The sequence below is a fragment of the Pseudomonas sp. 910_21 genome (assembly GCF_052850735.1).
The window spans coordinates 415,139-438,851 of sequence record NZ_VXCY01000003.1; the positions used below are offsets into that span (position 1 = coordinate 415,139).

Consider the following 23,713-nt stretch of genomic DNA (forward strand, 5'->3'; position numbering starts at 1 on the left):
CGCCGACCGTGCGACAAGCGCTCAAGCCGACCACCACGACCCGATAGCCCTTCCCTGCCCACTGCCTGCCACTGATAATGCGCCACCTCTTGCAGGTCTCGTTCAGGGAAGAAACACCATCTATGACCCGCTGCCTCATACCCTTGCTGATGTCGATCCTGCTGCTGTTGAGCGGCTGTTCGATCTTTCGCAACTACGACCTGGAGCTGCAACAGACCAACCAGCAACTGCAAGCAGGCAATGTCGACGGCGCCCTGGACCTGCTGGAGCAGCACAATCCCTGGCAAGACAAGGACCTGCTCTATTACTTCGAGAAAGGCGAGCTGCTGCGGGCCAAGGGCGACTTGATTGGCAGCCAGCTGGCCTGGCGCCGGGCCGACCGGGTGGTGTTCACCTGGGAGGAATCGGTGAAGTTCGACAGCGCCAAATACCTGGCCCAATTCGGTAGCTACCTGATCAACGACAAGGTCCGGCGCTACGAAGGCTACGACTACGAAAAGGTCATGCTCACCACCCAGATGGCGATCAACCACCTGGCCCTGCAGGACTTCGACGGCGCGCGCATCGAGATCAAGAAAACCCATGAGCGCGAAGCGCTGATCGCCGAGCTGCGGGACAAGCAATACCTGCAACTCGAAGAGCAGGCCCGCAACCAGGGCATCAACGTGCGCTACCAGGATCTGCAGGGCTATCCGGTCGCCACCCTGGACGCCCCCGAAGTGCTGGCGCTGAAAAACAGCTACCAGAGCGCCTTCAGCCATTACCTGGCCGGCTACCTCTACGAAGCCCTGGGGGAAAAAGCCCTGGCCGCCGCCGGTTATCGCCAGGCCATCGAGCTGCGCCCCCATACTCCGCTGCTGGAGCAGGCCCTGGGCAGCCTCGATCGGGCGACCGCCAAGGCCGACGAAAGCGACCTGCTGATCATCGTGCAAAACGGCCTGGCACCCGCCCGCGGCTCGGTGCAATTGCCGGTGACCGTGGACATCGAGGGTCAGCCGATCCCCACACTGATGTCCTTTCCGATCATGGTGGCCGACAACTCCACCAGCGCCCTGGGCCAGGTCAGTGTGGATGGCCGCAAACAGACGCTGACAGCCCTCAACAGTGTCAGCGCCATGTCCCGCCGCGCCCTGCGTGACGATATGCCGGGGATCATCCTGCGTACCACCTATCGCGCCCAGTCCTACGCATCCTTCCAGGCCCAGCAGTTGAAGAAGGACCCGGAACGGGCCAAGGAACGTCAGCGTCTCAACGTGCTGATAGAAGATGCCGACACCCGCACCTGGCGCACCCTCCCCGACACCACCCAAGTGACTCGCCTGCGCCTGAAAAAAGGCCAACACAGACTGACCCTGGGCAAGACAGGCCAATTGCGCTTCAAGCTGGACCAGCGCTACCAGGTCATCAGCCTGCGGCGCGTGGGTGATCAGCTGTTCGTCATCGCCCCTGCCCCCCTGGAAAAGAACCCGCTGGCGGCCTGGTTCGGCAACCAATGAGCAGCGGCTCACATAGTGGCAAACACCAATCAAATTGAAGTTAAAAAGCCATTACAGCGCCAGAGTCCGCGTTTATAATGCCGCGCCCTCGTTATCGCGAGACGGCATTTAAGCTCCTCTTTTTATGAGGAATTGGCAGGATAGCCGCTGTTCCTGCCAGTGGGTTCGTCCAGCCCGACCCGCACGCCAGGCTGTCTCATTCAGGGAAGAAGAAGTACCCATGGCATCCCGCGTCCTCACCTCGATTGCGCTTGGCGCAGTCACTCTGCTCGCTGGCTGTTCGGCCTTCCGTAGCTACGACAACGAGCTTCAGGAAACCAACCAGCAACTGCGCGCCGGCAACCTCGATGCCGCCCTGACCCTGCTGGAAAAAAACAACAAGGGTGAAGACAAGGACCTGCTCTACTACTTCGAAAAGGGCGAGTTGCTGCGAGCCAAGGGCGACCTCAATGGCAGCCAGGCCGCCTGGGGCCATGCTGATCAAGTCGTGGGCAACTGGGAAGACTCGGTCAAGCTCGACACCGACAAGTACCTGGCCCAGTTCGGCAGTTTCCTGGTCAACGACAAAGTTCGTCGCTACGAAGGCTATGACTACGAAAAGGTCATGCTGACGACCCAGATGGCCATGAACCTGCTGGCCAGCAACGACTTCGACGGCGCCCGCATGGCGATCAAGAAGACCCACGAACGCGAAGCGGTGATCGCCGAACTGCGGGACAAGGAATACCTCAAGCGCGAGGACGAAGCCGAGAAGCAAGGGGTCAAGACCGAGTACAAGGACCTCAAGGGCTACCCGGTGGAAGCCCTCGACGCTCCCGATGTGGTCAACCTGAAGAACAGCTACCAGAGTGCGTTCAGCCACTACCTGGCCGGCTTTGTCTATGAAGCTCTGGGCGAGAAGGACCTGGCGGCTCCCGGCTATCGCAAGGCCGCGGAACTGCGTCCCAACACGCCGTTGCTGGAACAGGCGCTGCTGAATCTGGACGCCCCCGTGGAGCCGCTGAAAGTCGAAGCCCCGAGCAAGTCCTCGGCCAAGTCCAAACGCAAGACGGCAGCCAAGGCTCCGGTCAAGGCCCCCGTGGTAGCAGCCCTGGCGGCAGATGAGAGCGACGTGCTGATCGTGGTGCAAAGCGGCCTGGCCCCGGCCCGGGACTCGGTGCGCATCCCCCTGCCGCTGCCGATCAACGGCAACCTGGTCATCACCCCTCTGTCGTTCCCGGTGATCAAGGCCGACACCTCGACCCAGACCTTTGCCCAGATCGGCATCGACGGTCAGCAGCAGAACCTGACCCTGCTCAACAGCACCACCGCCATGTCCCGCCGCGCCCTGCGTGACGACATGCCGGGAATCATCCTGCGCACCACCGTGCGCGCTGTGACCCGTGGCGTGGCGCAAAAGAACCTCAACGAGGTCAATCCCCTGGCCGGCCTGGCCGTGGGCCTGGCTTCGGCGGTGACCGAAGGTGCCGATACCCGCACCTGGCGTACCCTGCCGGACAACACCCAGGTAGCCCGCCTGCGTCTCAAGCAGGGCGAACACAGCCTCAGCCTGCCCAACGCCCAGGGCGGCACTCAAGTGCAGGTCAAGGTTGATCAGCGCTATCAGGTGATCGCCCTACGGGTGGTGGGCAACCAGGTGTTCAGCAGCGGCCTGGCCGCTCATGTCATCCCGAACAACGCCGGCCAGAACATGGCCAGCAACCAACGTCCTTAAGCGGAGCCCCCCATGCGCTTGAAACTCCTCGCTGTTGCCGCACTGGCCGTTCTGGCCGGTTGCGCCACCCCACCACCTCCTGCTCCCGGCAGCGCCGCGAGCAAGGTGGTGGTGATGAACAAGTTCAACAACATCGCCATCGGCGCGATGCGGGTCGCCCGTGAAAACGGCTTCCTGACGGTCAAGGTGGCGCTGAACAACACCAGCCACACCAACATGACCATGTACTACCGCTTTGTCTGGCTGGGTGACGACGGTTTCCCGGTTGCCGATGAAGAAAGCTGGAAAGTCTTCAACCTGTACGCGGCCCAGGCCACCTTCCTGCCGGCCATCGCACCGGTGCCCAAGGCCACTGACTTCCGCCTGGAAGTCAAAACCCAATAAGCCGTTCCTGAACCCGATCAAGAGAGCACTTCCATGTTTGCACGCTTTTCCTTCCTCGCCGTGGTCGCCCTGCTGGCCAGCGGCTGCGCCAATACCTCCCCGGTCCTGGGCGGCAAGAACATCAGCTACGGCGACAGCAAGGCCGTGGAACTGGTGACCAACGAGTTCGGCTCCACCGACCTGCAGATGATCGCCGAGTCCATGACTCGCTCCCTGGCCCAGTCCGGCATCCTCCAGGGTCGCCCGGTGGTGCAGGTCTACGATGTGAAGAACAAGACCAGCGAGTACATCGACACCCGCGAGATCACCACCTCGATCAAGACCCAACTGATGAAGTCCGGCACCGCGCGCTTCGCCAGCGATAACACCGCCATGCAGAGCCAGGTAGACCAGCTCAAGCTGCAGAACCAGAGCGGCCTGTACAAGAAGTCCACCGTGGCCAAGACTGGCAACATGGTCGCCGCCAAATACCGTCTTGAGGGCTCCATCAGCTCCATCGTCAAGCGCAGCAGCGATTACAAGGACGTCTTCTACAAATTCAGCCTGCAACTGATCGACGTCGAGAGCGGTCTGGCCGAGTGGATGGACGAGAAAGAGATCCGCAAGACCACGGAGCGCTAAACAATGCGTGCATGGATTGGCATCCTGGCCCTGGCCTGTGCGTTCAGCGCCCAGGCGGCCCCGAAAGTTGCAGTCATGGACCTGGCCTACCAGGAACGTGTGCAGGAATACATTCACGTGGTTTCGGCCCAGCAGAACTACCGTGAGGGCTACTACAGCTCCAGCGGTTCGGCCAGCTACAACGAACTGGAAGCCAGCACCAGCTACATCGAAGAAGGCGAACTGCGCAAGTTCACCGGTGATATCAAGGGCGGGATTCTCAAGTCCGGGATGTTCCAGCTGGTGCAGGGGTCGCCCCACACCGATTCGTCCAAGACCAACGTCTACGACATCATCAAGCGCATCAAGGCCGGCAACTTCAAGGGTGCCGACTATGTGCTGTTCGGTACGGTGTCGGACATCGACTTCACCCAGGACATCAACGAGCTGGCCAATACCAACAGCTACTCGGCGGTGCTGGGCCTTACCCTAGTGGCGGATTTCAGCCTGATCAACACCCGCACCTTCGAGATCACCTCGGCGTTCACCGCCATGGGCGAAGGCCAGGACACCAAGCTGGTGAACAGCCGCGACATCCGTGTCTCGCTGAACCGGCCACGGGTGGTGCGCGAAGTCTCCAAGGCCCTGGGCGAAGACGTTACCCGGCAGATGGCCGAGCAACTGGGTCGCGGTGGCTACGAGCAACAGGGGCAAGCGCCGATGCGCAACAACCTGCCGCCGGACACAGCGCCGGTAATCCTGCGCTAAGCCGTACGCAAACGAAAAAGGCGACCCGTGGGTCGCCTTTTTTTGTCTCTGAAAAACCTAGGCCGCCGCTTTGCGAATGGTCGCCAGGAAGCCCGCCGCGCCGAGGAACAAGCCGGCGAAGGTACGGTTCATCCGACGCTGCTGGACCGGGGTACGCAACAAGCGCAGGACCTTGGACGCCAGCCCGGTGTAGCCGGCCATGACGATCAGATCGACCACGATCATGGTGGCGCCGAGAATCAGGTACTGCTTGACCAGGGGCGCATGGGGGTCGATGAACTGCGGCAGTACCGCCAGCATGAACACCAGGGCCTTGGGGTTGCTGATGTTCACCAGGAAGCCGCGAAACACCAGGGCCAGAGGCTTGCCGATGGGGCGGATGGCGGCGTCATCGCTCAGATCGCTGGGCAGCGCGCGCCATTGCTTGACTGCCAGGTACACCAGATAGGCCACACCGAACCACTTGATTGCATAGAAGGCGGTGGCAGAGGCGGCGAGGATGGCGCCGACACCGGCGGCGACAATGACAATCTGCAGGGCCAGGCCCAATTGCAGGCCCAGGGCGTTCCAGTAGCCGCGCCAGAAACCGTATTGCAGGCCGCAGGACATCGACGCAATGGCGCCGGCTCCCGGGGAAAGACTGATCACCCAACTGGCGGCAAAGAACGCCAGCCATGTCTCAAGCACCATCGCACACCTCGGATTGGATTGGTCGTGACTGCCTAAGCTAATCCTCCGACCCGCGGCTGACCATATTTTTTTCTCGGATGGTTCCTGATCGCAACCTGTCCGCAGTCCCCTGGGACTACTTTTCGCCAGTCCCCACCGGCAGCACATCGCTGCCGCGCCAGCGACGCACCGAGCGCTGGAAGAACAGGCTATTAGGCACCTGGACCATGGCACTGCCGGTACCGGCTTCCTCGGACTCGATCAGGGTGGTGTACAGCAGGTTGATCGCCACGACCCGGCCCTTGACGCCGGGCTTGTCGACAGTGTCCACCAACTCCACCACGTCACCCAGACGGAACGGACCGACGGTGAAGATCAGGATCGCGCACAGCAGGTTGGAGAGCACGCTCCACATGGCGAAGAACGCCACTGCCGCCACCGCGACAAACCCGGACAGGGCGGTCCACAGTACCGTGGCGGAAACCCCCAGGCGCTCCAGGACGAAGATCACCGCGCTGCCCATGATCAGCCAGCGCAGACCGCCACGCAGGGGCATCAGCAATTGCGGCGGGAACGGGTAACGCTCACCCAGGCGGGTGAGGCCACGGGCGACAAAACGCTGAGCCAGGTAGCCCGCCAGGAGAATCAGCAAGATCTGCACGCCGATCCACAGAGGCGCGATCCATTGCGCCGGCAAAGACAGTTGCAGCGCCTCCATCAGGACAGCGCCTCAAGTTCCGCTTGCATGCTTTCCAGCAACTCCAAGGCTTCCATCCAGGCCTCTTCCAGCTCGGACTCACGGGACTTGAGCTTGGCTTGCTCAGCCAACAGATCCCGCAGCTCATCCTTGCGCGCCGATTCGTAAAGACCACTGTCGCCCAGGCTGGTCTCGATCTTGGCCAGGCGCTCATGGACCTTGCCCAGTTCGACTTCCAGCTTGTCGGCCTCACGCTTGTGCGGTGCCAATTGCTGACGCAATGCAGCCGCGGCCTGACGCTGAGCTTTCTTGTCGGTCTTGTCCGGATTGACCGGCGTGTTGCTGACCGGGGCATTGCGCTGGCGGTAGTCCACCAGCCAACGGGTGTAGTCATCCAGGTCGCCGTCGAACTCCTCGACCTTGCCGTCGGCTACCAGGAAGAAGTTGTCCGTGGTGCTCTTGAGCAAATGACGATCGTGAGAAACCACCAGCACCGCGCCGCTGAACTCTTGCAGGGCCATGGTCAGGGCCAGGCGCATCTCAAGGTCCAGGTGGTTGGTGGGTTCGTCGAGCAGCAACAGGTTCGGCCGTTCCCAGGCGATCAGGGCCAGGGCCAGGCGGGCTTTTTCACCGCCGGAGAAATTCAGCACCGGCTCGTCGATCCGCGCGCCGCGGAAGTCGAAGCCGCCGAGGAAGTCACGCAAGGTCTGCTCGCGCTCGGTGGGTGCCAGCCGCTGCAGGTGCAGCAAGGGGCTGGCCTTGGAGTCCAGGGAGTCCAACTGATGCTGGGCAAAGTAGCCCACCACGGTGTTCTCGCCCCGGGTCAGGCGCCCGGACAACGGCTGCAGCTCACCGGAGAGGTTCTTGATCAGGGTCGACTTGCCGGCGCCGTTAGGGCCCAGCAGGCCAATCCGCGCGCCCGGCGTCAGCTGCAGCTTGACCTTCTCCAGGACCGCGCGCTCGCCATAACCCAGACGGGCATCGGAGAGGTCGATCAGCGGGCTGGAGATCTTCGTCGATTCGCGGAAGGTGAAGTCGAACGGCGAATCCACATGGGCCGCCGACAGCTCTTCCATTCGCTCCAGGGCCTTGATCCGGCTCTGGGCCTGGCGAGCCTTGGTGGCCTGGGCCTTGAAGCGAGCAATGTAGCTTTCCATGTGCGCGCGTTGCGCCTGCTGCTTCTCGTAGGCCTGCTGTTGCTGGGCCAGACGCTCGGCACGGGCCCGCTCGAAGGCACTGTAGCCACCGCGATAGAGGGTGATCTTGCGCTGGTCGACGTGAGCCACGTGATCGACCACAGCATCGAGGAAATCCCGATCGTGGGAGATCAATAGCAAGGTGCCGGGATAACCCTTGAGCCAGTCTTCGAGCCAGATGATGGCATCGAGGTCCAAGTGGTTAGTGGGTTCGTCGAGCAGCAACAGGTCCGACGGGCACATCAGCGCCTGGGCCAGGTTCAGGCGCATCCGCCAGCCCCCGGAGAAATCACCGACCTGGCGGTCCATCTGTTCGTTGGTGAAGCCCAGTCCAGCCAGCAGCTTGCGCGCCCGGGCGTCAGCGGTGTAACCGTCGGCGCTGTCCAGCTCGGCGTGCAGCCGTGCCTGGGCGGCGCCGTCATGGGCCTCTTCGGCGGCGGCCAGCTCTCGCTGTACCTGGCGCAGACGCAGGTCGCCGTCGAGCACATAGTCCACCGCCAGGCGCTCGAGGGTATCGACCTCCTGACGCATGTGGGCAATGCGCCAGTCGGCGGGCAGGAAGCAGTCACCCGAATCCGGATGCAGCTCTCCACGCAACAAGGCGAACAGGCTGGATTTGCCGGCGCCGTTGGCACCGATCAGGCCGGCTTTCTGGCCGGCGTGCAGAGTCAGCTCGGCGTCTTCTAGCAGACGTTGCGGGCCACGCTGTAAAGTCAGGTTCTGAAGTCGAATCATAATGGCGGCGGAGTCTACCAGCTTCGCTCGCAACTGGCGCGAGTAGCACTATGTCCTCTGACCTGTGGAGTTTTTCCCTGAACACCTATGCCCTTCCCGGCGTGCAGGAAGCCTGTCTGCAACTGCAGGGCGAGGGTGCCAATGTCTGCCTGTTGCTCTGTGGCGCCTGGCTTGGCCAGCGGGGAATCCGCTGCGATAGTCAGCGCCTGGAGCAATTGAAAGCGTTCGCGGCGCCCTGGCACCGGGACGTGGTTCAGCCCCTGCGCGACTTACGCATTGGCTGGCGCGATGCGGCCCGCGAGGACCTTGAGTTGAGTGCCTTGCGCGAACAGGTCAAGACCCTGGAACTGGAAGCCGAACGGCAATTGCTGTTGCGCCTGCAGGAGCGGGTACGGGAATGGCCGGAAGCTCAAGCGAAGAGCCTGGAAGACTGGCTTGGAGGATTGGCGGCCGGAGCCGCCGAACGCAACCGCGACGCGCTGCAGGTGCTGCGCGTCGCGGTGACCGGCGCTTAAGAAGCGCTGGAAGGAGTACCGGCAGGAGCCGGAGCGGCAGGAGCGGTGCTCGCAGCTGCTGGCGAGGCGGCAGGCGCGGGTGCAGCAGGCTTGACCGCAACCGCTGCTGGAGCAGCTGGCTTGGCCGCCGGGGTGGCGGGTTTGGCTACAGCAGGCTTGGCTGCTGGCTTGGCTGCCGCCGGCTTTTTCGCAGCCGGTTTAGCTGCAGGTTTAGCCGCCGGCTTGGCTGCTGGTTTCGCAGCCGACGATGCTGCTGGCTTGGCGGCTACTGCAGGCTTGCTGGCGGGTTTGGCAGCAGGTTTGGCCGGCGCTTTTGCGGCGGCAGGTTTAGCTGCGGGTTTGGCTGCCACAGGTTTTGCGGCGGCTGTTTTAGCCGCTGCGGGTTTGGCCGCAGGCTTGGCAGCGGGTTTAGCGGCAGGTTTGGCTGCTACAGGTTTGGCGGCAGGTTTAGCCACTGGCTTGGCGGCAGCTTTGGCTGCAGGCTTGGCGGCAGCGGTCTTGGCGGCAACAGGTTTGGCAGGCGCAGGCTTGGCGGCAGGTTTAGCCGCTGCGGGTTTGCTCGCCGCGGGTTTGGCTGCGGGTTTAGCTGCACTGGCAGCCGCTTTTTTCGCCACTGGCTTGGCGGCAGATTTGGCAGGTGCTTTGGCTGCAGGCTTGGCCGCTGGTTTCTTCGCTGCGACAGCTACCGGCTTGGCATCACGAGTGCTCAATACCTTGGCCACTGCTTCCTTCACACGACCAACGCCCTGGGCCAGTTTCAGGCTTTCCTGGGCATCGCGCTTGAGTTGCAGAATGTAGCTGCGGGTCTGTGCCTGGCGCTCTTTCAATGCATCCAGCAGGTCTTCGAGTTCCTTCACCGCGGTCTTGGCCTTGGCTTGTGCCTTGGCCTTGCCGGCCGCCGCAGCGTCCTGCAATTTGGTGCGCGATTTGTGCAGTTTTTCCTGCGCTTTGCCCCGTTGTTTTTCCAGCTTGGCGAGCAGTTTTTCAGCATCAGCCAAGGCTTGGGAACAAGCGTTTTCCAAATGTTCGAGCAAGCTGCCCGACAGCTGTTGGAGCAAATGCAACGGAGTATTTACAGGCTTCTTATTGGCCGACATGGTTTACCTCCTGGCTGACGTGAGTTGCGGCTCATACTAGACCTCTGCTGCTACCGCCGCTAGGGCATGTTGACAGTATCGAAAGCCCGGCGTTGCAGCGGATTGAAAATGTTCTTCGCCGTCATCGAAGTTGCTCACCAACCCGTGCTTTGTCGCTGGCATAATCCACCGCTACTCAGGCCGGAGAGTGCCCATGTCGCGTTACCTGTTTTTATCCCTGAGCCTGTTCTTGCCACTGGCTCAGGCTGCTGCCGAAGCGCCGCCCAATGACGCTCACGACCTTGCCTACAGCCTGGGCGCAAGCCTCGGTGAACGACTGCGCGACGAAGTGCCCGATCTGCAGATCCAGGCATTGGTCGAGGGTTTGAAAGCCGCTTATCAAGGCAAGCCACTGGCCCTAAAAACCGAACGCATCGAACAGATCCTGACTGAGCACGATGCGCAGATCAGTGAGCAGTCGACCAAGTCGAAAACTGAAGCGGCCCTGGAAAACGAACGACGCTTTCTCGACCAGGAAAAAGCCAAGCCCGGCGTTCGCCAACTGGCCGATGGCATTCTCCTGACCGAACTGGCACCCGGCAGTGGTAACAAGGCCAGCCCCAACGGCTCCGTCCAGGTGCGCTACACCGGACGCCTGCCCGATGGCACCGTGTTCGATCAGACCCAGCAACCGCAGTGGTTTCGCCTGGACAGTGTGATCGAAGGCTGGCGCAGCGCCTTGTCGCAGATGCCCACCGGCGCCAAATGGCGACTGGTGATTCCTTCGAATCAGGCCTACGGCACCGAAGGCGCGGGCGACCTGATCGCGCCTTACACACCGCTGGTATTCGAGATCGAACTGCTGGGCGTCGCCGGCTAAGGCACAGAAACGAAAAACGGCACGCCAAGGCGTGCCGTTCCTGTATTGCTCGGCCCTGTTCTCAGGCTTGAGCTACCGCTTCCTGCTTGTGGGCGTTATGCAGCACTTCGATCAGGCAATCTTCCAGTTCGAAGCGTTCGTGCAACAGACCGCCCAACTCCTTGAACTTCTGCGCCACGCACTGACCCGCATCACACAGGTCGTTGAACGCCAGGAGCTTTTCAGTGATCACGTCGATGCGCGGATAGAGGGTATCGGCCAGCTCGAGCCCGCGCTTGTCGCCAAAGGCCTTGGCCTCGCTGGTGAGCTGTTCGTAGATTTCAAAATGACCGGCGGAAACGTAGTCCACCAGAATCCCGCAGAATTCCTGCAGCGGTTTCTTGCTCTCGCTCAGGGCTTCAGGCTCGGCGCCCAACGCATCATAGGCTCGAACCAGTTCGTGACGCTCCTGCAACCAGCGGTCGATCAGCAGATGCACTCCACCCCAGCGTTCCTGAGCATTCTGACAACTTTCGAGCATGGTGATCTCTCTTCCCTTATGGGTCATGCCACTTGCCCGCCGCCCCCCTTTGGAGACTCTGGATCCGGTCAGGCGCAACGGCATCGAGCAACATAATTCCAGTGACGCGTGCGGGCCAGATTATGCCCGCTCGACAACAGCATCAAGGTACGCAGGAGATAAAGTTCATACAAGCGTTTAATCCGCGCCCTCCCACCAAACAATGACTCAGGGCAACACCGCAGCCTTGCGCCTGGCTCGAGACAGGCGCAGCAGACGGTAGCCGCTGAAGATCAGCATGATGACGAAAAACAGCAGGCTCCATTCGGGCAGACTCATGTCGAGCAGGGTCCAGGTGACCTCCGCGCAGTCCGACGTCCCCATGAAGGTCAATTGCAACGCCTGCCACCAGGACAGGTTGCGCAGCATGAACGGCATGTCCGGCAGGCAGGCCAGGAGTTGCTCGGAAGGAATGTTCTGCAGCAACACATGACGCCCGGCGGTGATCACTCCGAACAGGCCCAGTATCAGGTTGAGCGCCCAGTAGACCGCTCGTCCCATGCGCCCCGGCCCCTGCACCACGGCCAGTAGATTGACGCCAGTAAACATCATCAGCAGCAAGCGCTGCACGCCCCACAAGGGGCAGGATTCCAGGCCACCACCAGATTGCAGGTTGAACGCCGCCCACGAGGCAAAAGCCCCCACCAGGAACACCAGGGAGAACAGCAAGCGGGAGCCGGCCAGCGACATGAGATATCCGTAACGGAGAGAAACAGGCAGCCACGGTAGAGAAAGCGCTCGCTCCTTTCAAGGAGCGCTATGCCGCAGTGGGTCGACGATTGAAAGTGAATGAGCCATCAAACCCGGACAAAAAAGGCCGGTTACCTGCAACAGGCAACCGGCCCCGAAGACGCTTCAGATCCGTACCGGAACCGGCAACGGTGACGCCAGCAGGCGCTCGTCGAGCATTCCCAGGCCTTCCTGGAACAGCTGGTTGCTGCGCTCGGTATCACCCAACTGAGCCAGCAAACGAGCCAGCTCGGCACAGGCTTCAGGATTGCGTTGCAGGCGCAGGCTGCTTTCCAGATAGTCCCGGGCCTTGCCCCACAGACTGTTCTGCAGGCACAGACGGCCCAGGGTCAGCAGCAGGCTCGGGTCGTCCGCATGCTCCTTCAGCCAATGCTCGGCAGTCTGCAACTGACGAGATGGATCGCTGCCCCGCACCAGCCCGTAAAGCCGTGCCAGATGGCTTTCATATTTACGCTTGAGGGCTGTGCGCAGGGCCTCTTCAGCCTCGGCTCCCGCCCCCAGCTGACGCAGTTGCTCGGCGTAGGCCAGCACCAGTTGTGGCTCCTGGCGTTGCGCCGAAGTCAGTTGCTGCCAGGCCCGGTTGAGAGACTGCAGGCCCGCCACCTGATCCTCTTCGCGCCGCGCCGCCAGGGTCAGGTTCTCACCCCAGGCGCGACGTTCCAGCTCCTGCAACTCGCTGGCCGGCAGTGCCTTGTCCTTGCGCAACTCGGGCAACAAACGGATCAGCGCCGACCAGTCGCCACGCTGTTGATGCAGGCGCTGCAACTGGCGCAGGACCTGAACGCTATGGGGATGGCGCTCATGCATCGCTTGCAGGGTGCTCAGGGCACCTTCGGTATCACCGCGGTCGGTCTGCAACTGGGCATGACTCAGAGCCACCGCCAGCTCGGCCTGGGGCTGGCGGGTCAGCGCCCGCTCCAGCAACTGATCACACTCTTCATAGTGGCCTTGCTCGTTGGCGGCACGGGCCGCACCGAGGTAATACAACAGCGGTTGACGTTCGGCTTCCGCGGCACGGTGCAGGTGTTTTTGCGCGCTGGCCCAACGACCTTCGGCAAGGTCCATCTGGCCCTGCTCGATGGCGATTTGCACTCGGCGGCTACGATTGCGCCGCGACCAGGGGTTGACCACACCACCGGAGACCATCACCAATTCAATCAGCAACTTGATGCCCCAGATCACCAACCAGATCAGCGCCACCAGGGCCAGGGTTGCCCAGAGGCTCGATTCGTAGCGGAAGTTGCTGTAGGCGATCAGTACGTACCCGGGATGCTCGGCAATGGCCAGTCCCAACAGGCCGATGGCTGCGATGACCAGTAGAACGATCACATAGGCGCGCTTCATGGGCTCGTCTCCTGGGCGGTGTTCGCCGCAGGTTTGGCCAGAGGCTTGACTGAATCCTCAGCGTTCAGATTGCGCCGCTCGAGATAGGCCTGGACCGTGCTCAGGGTCTTGGCCAGATCCGGGGTGACAACAGTCACCGGCTGCTTGCTCAGTTCGGACAAGCGCTCAAGCATGATCTTGCTTTGCGGATTGTCCTGATTGAAGTTGCCAGTCAGCACATCACGTGCCTCGGTCAGTGCCTGGGTATAGACCGCCGCCTGACCATTCAAGGCGGCCCACTGGGCCTGTTCCAGTGCCAGGCTCAGGGCCAGGCGTACCTGAGTCAGCCCTTGGCCGGCCAGCAATGGACGGATGTTCTTGTCGGCATTGAAGTCGATGCGGAAATAGCGGGAGACCTGATCCCACCACTGCGCCCAACGGCTTGCGCCGTCACCGTCGGCGGTCAGCCCCAGCAATGATTCGCCGCGATCCTTGTACTCGGGAGCCACGGCGCTGAGTTCTAGGACCTGATCACGCAGGGCACCCAGTTGCAGGAACAGCCCGGTGCGATCCGGTTGCTCGGTGCTGCGCAGGGCCGCCAGGCTCTTGGCCAACTGCTCGCGTGCAGCGAAGGAACCCGGGTCGTTCTGCTCCCGCAGGATATCGTCGGCGCCCTGGACCAGCGCCTGAGCGCTGCTGATGTCCTGCAGCGCAGACAGACGCAGGCTGGCCAGACGCAGCAGATGCTCGGCCTCGGCCAAACGCCAGTCCTTGCGGCTGGCGCCGAGCACGGTTTCCAGACGCTGATTCAAGCGCTGCTGATCAGCTTGCAACTGGGCCACCAGCCGTCGCCGGTCCTCCAGCTCATCGGCTGCCGGCAGTTGTTCCAAGCGCGCACTCAGACGCTGTTCACTGAGTTTGAAACTCTGCGCCTGATCCCCCAGGGCCTGCAGCTGGCTCAGTTGCTGCTGGTTGTTGGCTTGCAGGCTACGCACCTGCCAGATCCCCCAACCGCCGGCGGCGACACCCGCCGCCCCCAGCAGCAGGGCCAGTATCGCCAACCCGTTGCCACGACGTTCAACGGTTGGGGTCGTGGGTTCAGCAGGTGCTTCAGGCACCGGCCGGACTTCATCTTTAGGCAAGGCTGTTTCGCTCACGTATCCATCCTTTGCGTTAGAGAACGGGCACGGGTTGCTCCCGTAACGCCGTTAGCAAAGCCGCGGCACTGGCGCCGCGACAATCCACAACTTTTTCCGCCCCGGCGGCACGTGCCATTTCGGCAACCCGGGGGCTTGGAACAAACAACGGCATCTTCGCCAACTGCGACCAGGCTGGGCCGGCCAACTGCTGCAAGTGGCTGAAACCCTGTCCACTGCTGACCACCAGGCCGTTCAAGCGTTCCCCCTGAATCCGCTCAAGCAGCGCATCCTCGGGGTAATGCGGCAGGCACCGGCGGTAGAGTTCCAGATAATCGACACTAGCACCTAGGTCACGCAAGCGCTCAGAGAGCAGCTCGCGACCGCCCTCTCCACGCACGATCAGCACCCTTGGCTCAGGGCGCCGGATAGCCTCGCGCAATTGGGGAAGTTCAAGCAAGGCTTCGCTGTCATCGCCTGCTTGGGGATAAAACACTTGCAGGCCTGCATCCGCAAGGATCTGCCCGGTGCCGGCACCGACACTGAACCAGCTTTGAGCGGGGGGCTGGGGCCAATAGGCTCGCAGCAGGCCCAGACCAAGGTACGCGGCAGGCTTGCTGACCACGATCAACGCACAGTAACGATCCAGTTCCAGCAGGGTCGCCCGCTGCGAATCGCTGACGGGCAAGGCTTGAATCTCCAGTAACGGCAGGCTGCTGCTGAAGACACCGACCTCGGCCAGGGTTGCTGCCAATGCAGCGCTATCCTCGCTCGGCCGGGTCAGCAGCAGGCGCCACCCGATCACTCTTCGCCCGCCTCGCCGTAGACCGCGCGCAGGATGTCATCGGCGCCTTGGGCCAGCAGGTCATCTGCCACCTTCACCCCCAGTTCAGCGGCCGACGCTCGCGGGCCTCGCGCTTCGGCGCTCAACAGCAGGCCGCCGCTAGGCTCGCCGACCAGGCCACGCAGCCAGATCTGATCGCCTTCCAGCACTGCGTAGCAGGCAATCGGAACCTGGCAGCCGCCGTTCAAATGCTTGTTCAGCGCTCGCTCGGCAGTCACCCGGCTGGCCGTGTCGGCATGGTGCAGAGGCGCCAGCAACGCGTGAATTTCAGTATCGACACGACGACACTCGATACCGACAGCGCCTTGGCCACCGGCGGGCAGACTGTCATCGACACTGATGGACGAACTGATGCGGTCTTCGAAGCCCAGGCGAATCAGGCCGGCGGCGGCCAGGATAATGGCGTCGTACTCGCCGGCGTCCAACTTGGCCAGCCGGGTATTGACGTTGCCCCGCAGAAAACGAATCTGCAGGTCTGGGCGACGGGTCAGCAGTTGGGCCTGGCGGCGCAGGCTGGAGGTACCCACCACACTGCCTTCCGGCAATTGCTCGAGGCTGGCGTAGGTATTGGAGACGAAAGCGTCACGTGGGTCTTCGCGCTTGCAGATGCAGAACAACCCCAGGCCTTCGGGGAAGTCCATGGGCACGTCTTTCATCGAATGCACGGCGATGTCGGCCTGGTTTTCCAGCAGTGCGGTTTCCAGTTCCTTGACGAACAGGCCCTTGCCGCCGATTTTCGACAGGGGCGAGTCCAGCAGTTTGTCGCCGCGACTGACCATGGGCACCAGGGTCACGACGAGGCCCGGATGGGCCTCTTGCAGACGGGCTTTGACGTATTCGGCCTGCCACAAGGCCAGTGCACTTTTGCGGGTAGCGATGCGGATTTCGCGAGAGGACATGGATCAATCCGTACTGAATAGATACGGCAGATAATAACAGCTCAGCCAAAGCAGCTTTGACTTGTATCAGAAACGCAGCGTCCTCCCGACGCCAGGCTTGCCTTTATTGCGGGCCTTGAGTCTCGGTCTAGAGCTGCTGCATCATCTTGCGCACACCCGCCACATGGCGCCGGCTGACGATCAGGGCATCGCCATTGAGCCCCTTGAGGTACAGCTGAAAATGCCCCAGGGGCGTACGTTGCAGACGCTCGATCCGCTCGCGGGCCACCAGCGCATTGCGATGAATACGCACAAAGCGTTCACCAAACTCGTCTTCCAATGCCTTCAATGGCTCATCCAGAAGTACTTCGCCGCTTTCATGGCGCAAGGTCACGTACTTGTGGTCAGCAATGAAATATACCACCTGAGCCAGAGGAATCAGCTCGATCCCCTTACGGGTGCGGGCACTGATGTGACTGCGTGGGCCGTTGCCGCTTTCCGCCGCCGGCCGGGTCAGGGCCGCCAACTGCACACGATTGGGTTTCTCGGCCTTTTTCAGCGCCTCCAGCAGCAGCTCTGGGCGCACGGGCTTGACCAGGTGGCCGACCCCACTGGCATTGAAAGCCTCTAAGGCAAATTCGTCCGGGGCCGCGCAAAACACCAGCGCCGGAGGCGTCTCGCGCTCGCACAATTTACCGGCGACCTGCAGACCGTCCAGGCCCGGCATGCGGACATCGAGCAAGACGATATCCGGCTTCAGGCTCTCGATCAGGCTCAGCGCCTCTTCGCCATTGGTGGCGCTGGGCTCCAGGACACTGTATCCCTCAAGCTCACTGACCATTCGGCTCAGGCGCTCGCGGGCTAGGGGTTCGTCATCAACGATCAGGACATTCATATTGCGCTGGATTCCTGCGTGAGTCTCGCACAAGGATAGCGTAGACAGGTGGAGTGACGTCCGTCACGGCGATCCACGCTAAGACTAGTGCTAAGGCCAAAAAGTGCCGCAAGTCGGGCACCAATATTTACCCGTACCTGCCCGATACCGCCCCAGGTCGGTGGATGCGCGACGGCGTCGCAGGGAATGCTGGTATTCAACACAAAGCCCCCCTCGTTACTGTGGTCGGCGTCCACCCTGGCCACACCCGCCTCGTTTCGTGGACGGGTTGCATGGACCTGCGCGGAGTGAACTCGATGGACAGACCCAGTGCGAACACGCGAGGGGTGTTACGCAATTGTGCCGGTCCTCCTGTCCAACTGTAGACGGTTGCCAAGACGATATTGCTCAATCGATAAATATCGTTTGATCGATATCACCTTCCGCACTCAAGGCGCCCCTGCCCAGGTGCGCTCCGAATTGTGCCGATCTCAGTCTCTGCGCCCTCGGGGCCGGCGACAAGCCATGCAGCGCAGGCCAGGAGAAAAAAAGCTGCCGACCAGTGCCAGCGACAGCCCAGGCAACCCTGTTATTATCGGCGCCTGTTTTTCACGCCATCTTCCTTCAGCAGATCACGAGCGAATTCATGAGCACTGACAAGACCAATCAGTCCTGGGGCGGCCGCTTCAGTGAACCCGTCGACGCCTTCGTCGCCCGCTTCACCGCCTCTGTCACTTTCGACCAGCGCCTGTATCGCCACGACATCATGGGCTCCATCGCTCATGCCACAATGCTGGCCAAGGTTGGTGTGCTCACCGACGCCGAGCGTGACAGCATCATCGACGGCCTGAAGACCATTCAGGGCGAGATCGAGGCCGGCAGCTTCGACTGGCGCGTGGACCTTGAAGACGTGCACATGAACATCGAAGCGCGCCTGACCGATCGCATCGGTATCACCGGCAAGAAGCTGCACACCGGTCGCAGCCGCAATGATCAGGTGGCCACCGACATCCGCCTGTGGCTGCGGGACGAAATCGACCTGATCCTGGCCGAAATCACCCGCTTGCAGAAAGGCCTGCTGGAGCTGGCCGAGCGCGAAGCCGAGAGCATCATGCCGGGCTTCACTCACCTGCAGACCGCCCAGCCCGTGACCTTCGGCCACCATATGCTGGCCTGGTTCGAAATGCTCAGCCGCGACTACGAGCGCCTGGTGGACTGCCGCAAGCGCACCAACCGCATGCCCCTGGGCAGCGCTGCGCTGGCCGGCACCACCTACCCCATCGACCGCGAGCTGACCTGCCAGCTGCTGGGCTTCGAAGCCGTGGGCGGCAACTCCCTGGACAGCGTTTCGGACCGTGACTTCGCCATCGAATTCTGCGCCGCCGCCAGCGTGGCGATGATGCACCTGTCGCGCTTCTCCGAAGAGCTGGTGCTGTGGACCAGCGCGCAATTCCAGTTCATCGATCTGCCGGACCGCTTCTGCACCGGCAGCTCGATCATGCCGCAAAAGAAAAACCCCGACGTGCCGGAGCTGGTACGGGGCAAGAGTGGCCGGGTGTTTGGCGCACTGATGGGCCTGCTGACCCTGATGAAGGGCCAGCCCCTGGCGTACAACAAGGACAACCAGGAAGACAAGGAGCCGCTGTTCGACGCCGCCGACACCCTGCGCGACTCGCTGCGGGCCTTTGCCGACATGGTCCCAGCCATCAAGCCCAAGCACGCCATCATGCGTGAAGCGGCCCTGCGCGGCTTCTCCACCGCCACTGACCTGGCGGACTATCTGGTGCGCCGTGGCCTGCCGTTCCGTGACTGCCACGAAATCGTCGGCCACGCCGTGAAGTACGGTGTGGAGACTGGCAAGGACCTGGCAGAAATGAGCCTTGAAGAACTGCGCAAATTCAGCGACCAGATCGAGCAGGACGTGTTTGCCGTGCTGACCCTGGAAGGCTCGGTCAATGCCCGTAACCACATCGGCGGCACCGCTCCAACTCAGGTCCGGGCTGCGGTGGCTCGCGGCCAGGCGTTGCTGGCCAGCCGCTAAGCACCCTGCCCGCAGGGGCCGGCAACCCTCTGCCGGTCCTTGCAAACTGGCTGCCCGGCGCTAGCGTCCCGATCGCCTGGCGGTAATAAGCGCAGCCTTGTCAGCGGCAATCCGCCTGGCGTTGGGCGTCTGTTCCAGGCGCTCCAACAGGGCCTTGGCCTCTGGCATATCGGCCAGTAAGTCGATCCCGAACAGCTTGTCCCCGACTACCAGGGCCAGGTTCACGCTGTACTGGAAATACAGGTCCGCCACGCTCAGGCTGGTACCCGCCACATAAGGCGCGAACCGGGCATGCCGGCGCAATGCGGCAAAGCCCTGCAGCAATTCGATTCCGGCCTTTTCCTTGATCGCCTCGGGCAGCGTCGCACCAAAGAACACTTCGGGGAAACAGGCCCGGGCCGGCAGCTCGATATAGAGTTCGATCTCCTTGGCCAGTGCCAGCACCTGAGCTCGTTCGAAGGCATCTCCCGGCAGCAGCGCCGGCTCAGGATGGACCTGCTCCAGGTAATCAAGAATCACGCTGGTTTCGCTGATAAAGCCCTGCTCCACTTCCAGCACCGGAACCTTGCCCCGGGGACTGATGGCCAGCGCCTCGGGGCTTTGGCCGGCGTAGAACAGCACCTCCTCGAAGGGCAGGCCCTTTTCCAGCAGGGCCAGTTTGACCATGTTGTAGTAGTTGCTGATGGCGAACCCATAAAGCTTGAACATCCCATAGCCTCCAGGCCGTGCAGGGGGTCGGCAGGACTTTTTATAGAAGGTTAATCCGCTTCTGACCAGCAGCATCCAGCCTCTGAATACGAGTAAACTGGCGACCTTTCCTTGAGGAGCCTGCCATGAGCGAGCCAACCGATATCGACAACGACGAAGAAGAGTTCGCCGAAAACACCCTGATCGAAGCGATCGAGAACCAGATCGAAAGCGACAATCCGCCAGCAGCCAAGGCCACCTTCAACAAGCTGACCCTGGTGGGTTACGAGCGCGAAGAAATCCTCAACCTGATGGCCCACGTCCTGGCTGTCGAGATCGATGCGATCCTCGAGGAAGACCGCGCCTTCGATACCCAATGGTACGAAGCCGCGCTGCGCGCCCTGCCAGAACTGCCTCCAGAGAAGCAGTAAGCCGGTACCACCGGAGCGCTGCCCGCAGCAACGTTCCGGCACGCCACTGCCGACCTGACTACACTGCAGGCACCCTGCGGCCAAAGACCGCTGCCCTCAGGTACAAAAGTCCTCAGCGAACGCTGGACACGCCGCCGTTCTGCGGTCACCTTAAGAACGCTGACCTCTCATTCCTAGAAAGTCTGGAGTCCTTATGTCGTATACCCCTGAGTTGGTTGCCGAACTGGAAATCCTTGCACTCTTCAACCTGGACAACTCCCAGGAAGGCCTGAAAATCCATCAGACCGCTGCCCCTTCTGCCATCGCCGCCGCCCAACGCCTGTTTGACAAAGAACTGCTGACCCAACCCGATGGGGGCTACCTGACCAGCCTTGGCCGGGATGCAGCCGAGCATGCTCAAGGCCTGCTGACCATCCTGAGCGTCAAAGAAACCGCCTGAACACTGCTCCTCGGCCTGCGGGGTTCCCGTCTGTCGGATTCCGTAGGCACCCTCCCGCCAATACGCTAGAAATCTGGCGTCAAAAAACAAAATCAGCTTAAGGCTCAGCCTTGTCTGACGATAAACTGCTGCCGTCCTCAAACCGCCACGTTCGAGCTTCGCTTGAAATGCCCCATACCCATGAAATCCGTCCCGATCTGGATGAAGGAATCGATCGCAAGGTTCTCAGTCAACTGCGCGCGCGCTTTCTCACCCTCAATGCAGGACGCATGGCTCGGGCAATGGAAGGGTTGTCGGCACGCCAGCAGTTGGTCCTCAACCTGCTGCCACTGTTCTTTCACGTCAATCATCCACTGCTGCCCGGCTATGTTTCCGGCGCTACCCCGGCGGGGTTGTCCAACTACGAGCCCGACCCGCAAGCCCTGGCTGAAGCCCAGCGCCTGACTCGTTCCTTTTCCTACAAGCCTCGTCATGGCAACCCACCTCGACCTATCCACGGCCTGTTTCTCATGGGCAGCCTGGGCACCCTGGCCCAGGCCGACCAAAGCGACATGGATGTCTGGGTTTGCCATGCCCCAGACCTGAACGAAACCGAGCTGGCGGAACTGCAGAAGAAATGCCAGTTGCTGGAAGCCTGGGCTGCGGGCCAGGGCGCCGAGGCGCATTTTTTCCTGATCGACCCCAGCCGCTTTATCCGCGGCGAGCGGGATACACAGTTGAGTTCGGACGATTGCGGCACCACCCAGCACTACCTGCTGCTGGACGAGTTCTACCGCACCGCCATCTGGCTGGCCGGACGCACGCCCCTGTGGTGGTTGGTACCGGTGTATGAAGAAGGTCGCTACGAGCGGTATATCCACACGCTGCTGTCCAAACGTTTTGTCCCCGCCGAGGAAAACCTCGACCTGGGCCACATGGCCCGCATCCCTCCCGGGGAATTCATCGGCGCTGGACTCTGGCAGCTATTCAAAGGCATCGAGTCGCCCTACAAGTCGGTGCTCAAGCTGCTGCTGATCGAGGTCTACGCCAGCGAGCATCCCAAGGTCCAGTGCCTGAGCCTGCGCTTCAAGCAGGCGGTATTCGCCAACCGCCTGGATCTGGACGAGCTGGACCCCTATATCGTGGTCTATCGACGCATCGAGGAATACCTCAAGGCTCGTGGTGAGCCCGAGCGTCTGGAGCTGGTGCGGCGCAGCCTGTATCTCAAGGTCAACCGCAAGCTTTCCAGCGGCAATGGCGCTCGCAGTCCGAGCTGGCAGCGAGCGCTGCTTGAGCGCCTGGCCAGCGAATGGGGCTGGGATCAGCGCCAACTGGCCCTGCTGGACAGCCGCAGCCAATGGAAGGTACGCCAGGTCAGCAGTGAGCGCCGGGCGCTGGTCAACGAGCTCAACTACAGCTACCGCTTCCTGACCCAGTTCGCCCGCACCGAACAGGCCGCCAGCCTGATCAACAAACGTGACTTGAACGTGCTGGGCCGGCGCCTGTACGCGGCATTCGAACGCAAGGCGGGGAAAATCGAGTTCATCAACCCCGGCATCGCCCCGGACCTCGCGGAAGACACCCTGACCCTGGTGCAGTCACCAAACAAGAAAGAACCGGGGCAGACTCATTGGGGCCTGTACAACGGCAACCTGACCGCCCTGGAGTGGGAACACTTCGCCCCTATCAAGCGCAGCCGTGAATTGCTTGAGCTGCTGACCTGGTGCCATCGCAACGGGGTGATCGACAGCAGCACGCGCCTGGCCCTGCACCCTGGCAGCAGCGACCTGAGCGAATTCGAACTGTTCAACTTGCTCGGCAGCCTGCAACAGACCGTGGCCCTGCCATTGACCACCGTCGGCGAAGAGCAGTTGCTGCATGCCAGCGTGCCCGGCGAAGTGCTGATTCTGGTGAACGTCGGAGTCGACCCACTCAAGCATCACCGCGACCTGAACATTCTCATGACCACCGAGCGCACCGACTCTCTGAGCTACGCCGGGGTGCGAGAGAACCTGGTGCTGACCCTGGATCAGGTCACCCTCAATAGCTGGAACGAGGTCATGGTCGGTCGTTACGACGCTGAACATGCATTGCTCGATTGCCTGCGGGACTACCTCAACAACCTGCCGTCCGACTCACAACCACGGCTGCGGGTCCGCTGCTTCTGCCACAACCGCGCGCAGTTCATCGCCCGACGGGTGGAGGAGCTGTTCGAAACTGCGCACCACCTCCTGCTCAGTCAGCTCAATTACCGCTACCTGATCCAGGTTCAGCAGCACTTTCACGTCCTCGAACTGGTGCCCGGCCAGGTTCGGCATCGGGCCATGGCGACAGCCGCCGCGCTGCTTGAATACCTGGGCCAGGAACAAGCCCGCTACAGCCCCCTGCACCTCGATCCGATGGCCCTGGAAGATCACGATCTGGCGCTGATCCTGCCCATGGGCCAGCCGGATTGCATTCAGGTGTTCTACCGGATCATCGAGCACAATGCCGAGCTCTATGTCCTCGATGAGCACAACGCTCTGTGGCAGCAGACCCTGCCCTACCACGACGAACAAAGCCTGCTGGTGCCCCTGCAGCGCTTCCTGCAGTCGATCCTCTACCGCCGCGAGGCGCTACTGTCGATGGACAATAGTCAGGACGAGAAACCTTTGGACACACTCTACTTGCAGATACTGCCCTCAGGCACCGGTCGGGCGCGCCGGGTAGAGGCGCGACCAGCACCTGCGACACCCGTGGACAAGGCCTTTTATGACGTGCAGGCGATCATCGGCAAAGCTGCACCTGGCCAGGTGCAAGTCTCGCTGTACTGCAATCAACGGGAGTTTTCCGAATTGGAATATGGCAACCAGCTGTTCAGCGTGGTGGCCCAGGAAATCGTCGGACAGCGCCGTGAACCGGAGCGCTACCGCTGCTACATCACCGATCTGGACCTGTCCGGCCTGCTCGGTGATGGGCAAAGTTCGAGCATTGTATATCTGCGCTACAAGGCCAGCCTGGAGCGCGCACTGAACGACGCGCTCGAGCAGGTCTAGCCGCAAA

Annotated in this window: 23 protein-coding genes; 11 read left to right on the forward strand and 12 right to left on the reverse strand. The window is 61.9% G+C overall.

Annotated features, from left to right (window positions below; translation table 11 throughout):
• Positions 1 to 122: 122 nt before the first annotated feature.
• From FW796_RS11910 to FW796_RS11930, 5 genes are all read left to right on the forward strand, one after another.
• On the forward strand, positions 123 to 1,496 hold the full coding sequence (locus FW796_RS11910; RefSeq protein WP_404937883.1) for a COG3014 family protein: 1,374 nt from the start codon (positions 123 to 125) through the stop codon (positions 1,494 to 1,496).
• A 220-nt stretch (positions 1,497 to 1,716) separates the two neighbouring features.
• Positions 1,717 to 3,210, forward strand: a complete 1,494-nt coding sequence (locus FW796_RS11915; protein ID WP_346633353.1) for a COG3014 family protein — start codon at positions 1,717 to 1,719, stop codon at positions 3,208 to 3,210.
• 12 nt (positions 3,211 to 3,222) lie between these two features.
• Entirely contained in the window at positions 3,223 to 3,594 is a 372-nt protein-coding gene (locus tag FW796_RS11920) for a YcfL family protein (RefSeq protein ID WP_346633354.1), read from the forward strand.
• Positions 3,595 to 3,627: 33 nt separating this feature from the next.
• The gene (gene lpoB, locus FW796_RS11925; protein ID WP_123726784.1) at positions 3,628 to 4,215 is read left to right on the forward strand and encodes a penicillin-binding protein activator LpoB; all 588 of its coding nucleotides are present in this window, start codon (positions 3,628 to 3,630) and stop codon (positions 4,213 to 4,215) included.
• Between the two features lie 3 nt (positions 4,216 to 4,218).
• Positions 4,219 to 4,962: a penicillin-binding protein activator LpoB gene (locus FW796_RS11930; protein ID WP_123726785.1), complete on the forward strand. Its 744-nt coding sequence runs from the start codon at positions 4,219 to 4,221 to the stop codon at positions 4,960 to 4,962.
• A gap of 57 nt (positions 4,963 to 5,019) precedes the next feature.
• On the opposite strand, the gene FW796_RS11935 is transcribed toward FW796_RS11930, so the two are convergent.
• The 3 genes from FW796_RS11935 to FW796_RS11945 form a co-directional block, all read right to left on the reverse strand.
• On the reverse strand, positions 5,020 to 5,652 hold the full coding sequence (locus tag FW796_RS11935; RefSeq protein WP_123726786.1) for a LysE family transporter: 633 nt from the start codon (positions 5,650 to 5,652) through the stop codon (positions 5,020 to 5,022).
• Positions 5,653 to 5,767: 115 nt separating this feature from the next.
• Positions 5,768 to 6,349, reverse strand: a complete 582-nt coding sequence (locus FW796_RS11940; protein ID WP_123726787.1) for a mechanosensitive ion channel family protein — start codon at positions 6,347 to 6,349, stop codon at positions 5,768 to 5,770.
• On the reverse strand, positions 6,349 to 8,259 hold the full coding sequence (locus FW796_RS11945) for an ATP-binding cassette domain-containing protein (protein ID WP_404937885.1): 1,911 nt from the start codon (positions 8,257 to 8,259) through the stop codon (positions 6,349 to 6,351). Before FW796_RS11945 ends, FW796_RS11940 begins: the two co-directional genes overlap by 1 nt.
• 50 nt (positions 8,260 to 8,309) lie before the next feature.
• Between FW796_RS11945 and FW796_RS11950 the strand changes: the two genes are divergently transcribed.
• On the forward strand, positions 8,310 to 8,774 hold the full coding sequence (locus tag FW796_RS11950) for a TIGR02444 family protein (RefSeq protein WP_346633356.1): 465 nt from the start codon (positions 8,310 to 8,312) through the stop codon (positions 8,772 to 8,774).
• Here the strand turns inward: FW796_RS11950 and FW796_RS11955 are convergent.
• The gene (locus tag FW796_RS11955; RefSeq protein WP_446439389.1) at positions 8,771 to 9,871 is read right to left on the reverse strand and encodes an AlgP family protein; all 1,101 of its coding nucleotides are present in this window, start codon (positions 9,869 to 9,871) and stop codon (positions 8,771 to 8,773) included. The two genes, FW796_RS11950 and FW796_RS11955, sit on opposite strands and share 4 nt — an antisense overlap.
• A gap of 193 nt (positions 9,872 to 10,064) precedes the next feature.
• On the opposite strand from FW796_RS11955, the gene FW796_RS11960 reads away from it, so the two are divergent.
• Entirely contained in the window at positions 10,065 to 10,730 is a 666-nt protein-coding gene (locus FW796_RS11960) for an FKBP-type peptidyl-prolyl cis-trans isomerase (protein ID WP_346633358.1), read from the forward strand.
• A 61-nt stretch (positions 10,731 to 10,791) separates the two neighbouring features.
• Here the strand turns inward: FW796_RS11960 and FW796_RS11965 are convergent, their stop codons facing one another.
• The 7 genes from FW796_RS11965 to FW796_RS11995 all read right to left on the reverse strand — a co-directional run bounded on the left by FW796_RS11965 (position 10,792) and on the right by FW796_RS11995 (position 17,115).
• Positions 10,792 to 11,250: an Rsd/AlgQ family anti-sigma factor gene (locus FW796_RS11965; RefSeq protein WP_011064170.1), complete on the reverse strand. Its 459-nt coding sequence runs from the start codon at positions 11,248 to 11,250 to the stop codon at positions 10,792 to 10,794.
• 207 nt (positions 11,251 to 11,457) lie between these two features.
• Complete coding sequence (locus tag FW796_RS11970) at positions 11,458 to 11,979, reverse strand: disulfide bond formation protein B (RefSeq protein ID WP_346633359.1); 522 nt, start codon at positions 11,977 to 11,979, stop codon at positions 11,458 to 11,460.
• Positions 11,980 to 12,144: 165 nt separating this feature from the next.
• On the reverse strand, positions 12,145 to 13,383 hold the full coding sequence (locus FW796_RS11975) for a heme biosynthesis protein HemY (RefSeq protein ID WP_346633360.1): 1,239 nt from the start codon (positions 13,381 to 13,383) through the stop codon (positions 12,145 to 12,147).
• Positions 13,380 to 14,519 (reverse strand): uroporphyrinogen-III C-methyltransferase, encoded by a 1,140-nt coding sequence (locus FW796_RS11980; RefSeq protein ID WP_346633361.1) that lies wholly within the window; start codon positions 14,517 to 14,519, stop codon positions 13,380 to 13,382. Before FW796_RS11980 ends, FW796_RS11975 begins: the two co-directional genes overlap by 4 nt.
• A gap of 16 nt (positions 14,520 to 14,535) precedes the next feature.
• Positions 14,536 to 15,303 (reverse strand): uroporphyrinogen-III synthase, encoded by a 768-nt coding sequence (locus FW796_RS11985; RefSeq protein ID WP_346633362.1) that lies wholly within the window; start codon positions 15,301 to 15,303, stop codon positions 14,536 to 14,538.
• Positions 15,300 to 16,241 carry a hydroxymethylbilane synthase gene (gene hemC, locus FW796_RS11990; RefSeq protein ID WP_446439390.1) on the reverse strand — a complete coding sequence of 314 codons (942 nt, stop codon included), beginning with the start codon at positions 16,239 to 16,241 and terminating at the stop codon, positions 15,300 to 15,302. The genes FW796_RS11985 and hemC overlap by 4 nt, the downstream gene beginning before the upstream one ends.
• A 127-nt stretch (positions 16,242 to 16,368) precedes the next feature.
• Positions 16,369 to 17,115: a LytR/AlgR family response regulator transcription factor gene (locus tag FW796_RS11995; RefSeq protein WP_123726797.1), complete on the reverse strand. Its 747-nt coding sequence runs from the start codon at positions 17,113 to 17,115 to the stop codon at positions 16,369 to 16,371.
• A gap of 625 nt (positions 17,116 to 17,740) precedes the next feature.
• Here FW796_RS11995 and argH point away from each other — a divergent pair.
• Complete coding sequence (argH, locus tag FW796_RS12000) at positions 17,741 to 19,135, forward strand: argininosuccinate lyase (protein WP_346633364.1); 1,395 nt, start codon at positions 17,741 to 17,743, stop codon at positions 19,133 to 19,135.
• Between the two features lie 60 nt (positions 19,136 to 19,195).
• Here the strand turns inward: argH and FW796_RS12005 are convergent, their stop codons facing one another.
• Positions 19,196 to 19,843 carry a glutathione S-transferase family protein gene (locus FW796_RS12005; protein ID WP_404937890.1) on the reverse strand — a complete coding sequence of 216 codons (648 nt, stop codon included), beginning with the start codon at positions 19,841 to 19,843 and terminating at the stop codon, positions 19,196 to 19,198.
• Between the two features lie 125 nt (positions 19,844 to 19,968).
• On the opposite strand from FW796_RS12005, the gene FW796_RS12010 reads away from it, so the two are divergent.
• The 3 genes from FW796_RS12010 to FW796_RS12020 all read left to right on the forward strand — a co-directional run bounded on the left by FW796_RS12010 (position 19,969) and on the right by FW796_RS12020 (position 23,706).
• Complete coding sequence (locus FW796_RS12010) at positions 19,969 to 20,253, forward strand: hypothetical protein (protein ID WP_102862226.1); 285 nt, start codon at positions 19,969 to 19,971, stop codon at positions 20,251 to 20,253.
• A gap of 193 nt (positions 20,254 to 20,446) precedes the next feature.
• Positions 20,447 to 20,692 (forward strand): TIGR02647 family protein, encoded by a 246-nt coding sequence (locus FW796_RS12015; RefSeq protein WP_123726799.1) that lies wholly within the window; start codon positions 20,447 to 20,449, stop codon positions 20,690 to 20,692.
• A 167-nt stretch (positions 20,693 to 20,859) separates the two neighbouring features.
• A complete protein-coding gene (locus FW796_RS12020; RefSeq protein WP_404937891.1) occupies positions 20,860 to 23,706 on the forward strand; it encodes a class I adenylate cyclase in 2,847 nt (948 codons plus the stop codon).
• The last annotated feature ends 7 nt before the right edge of the window (positions 23,707 to 23,713 follow it).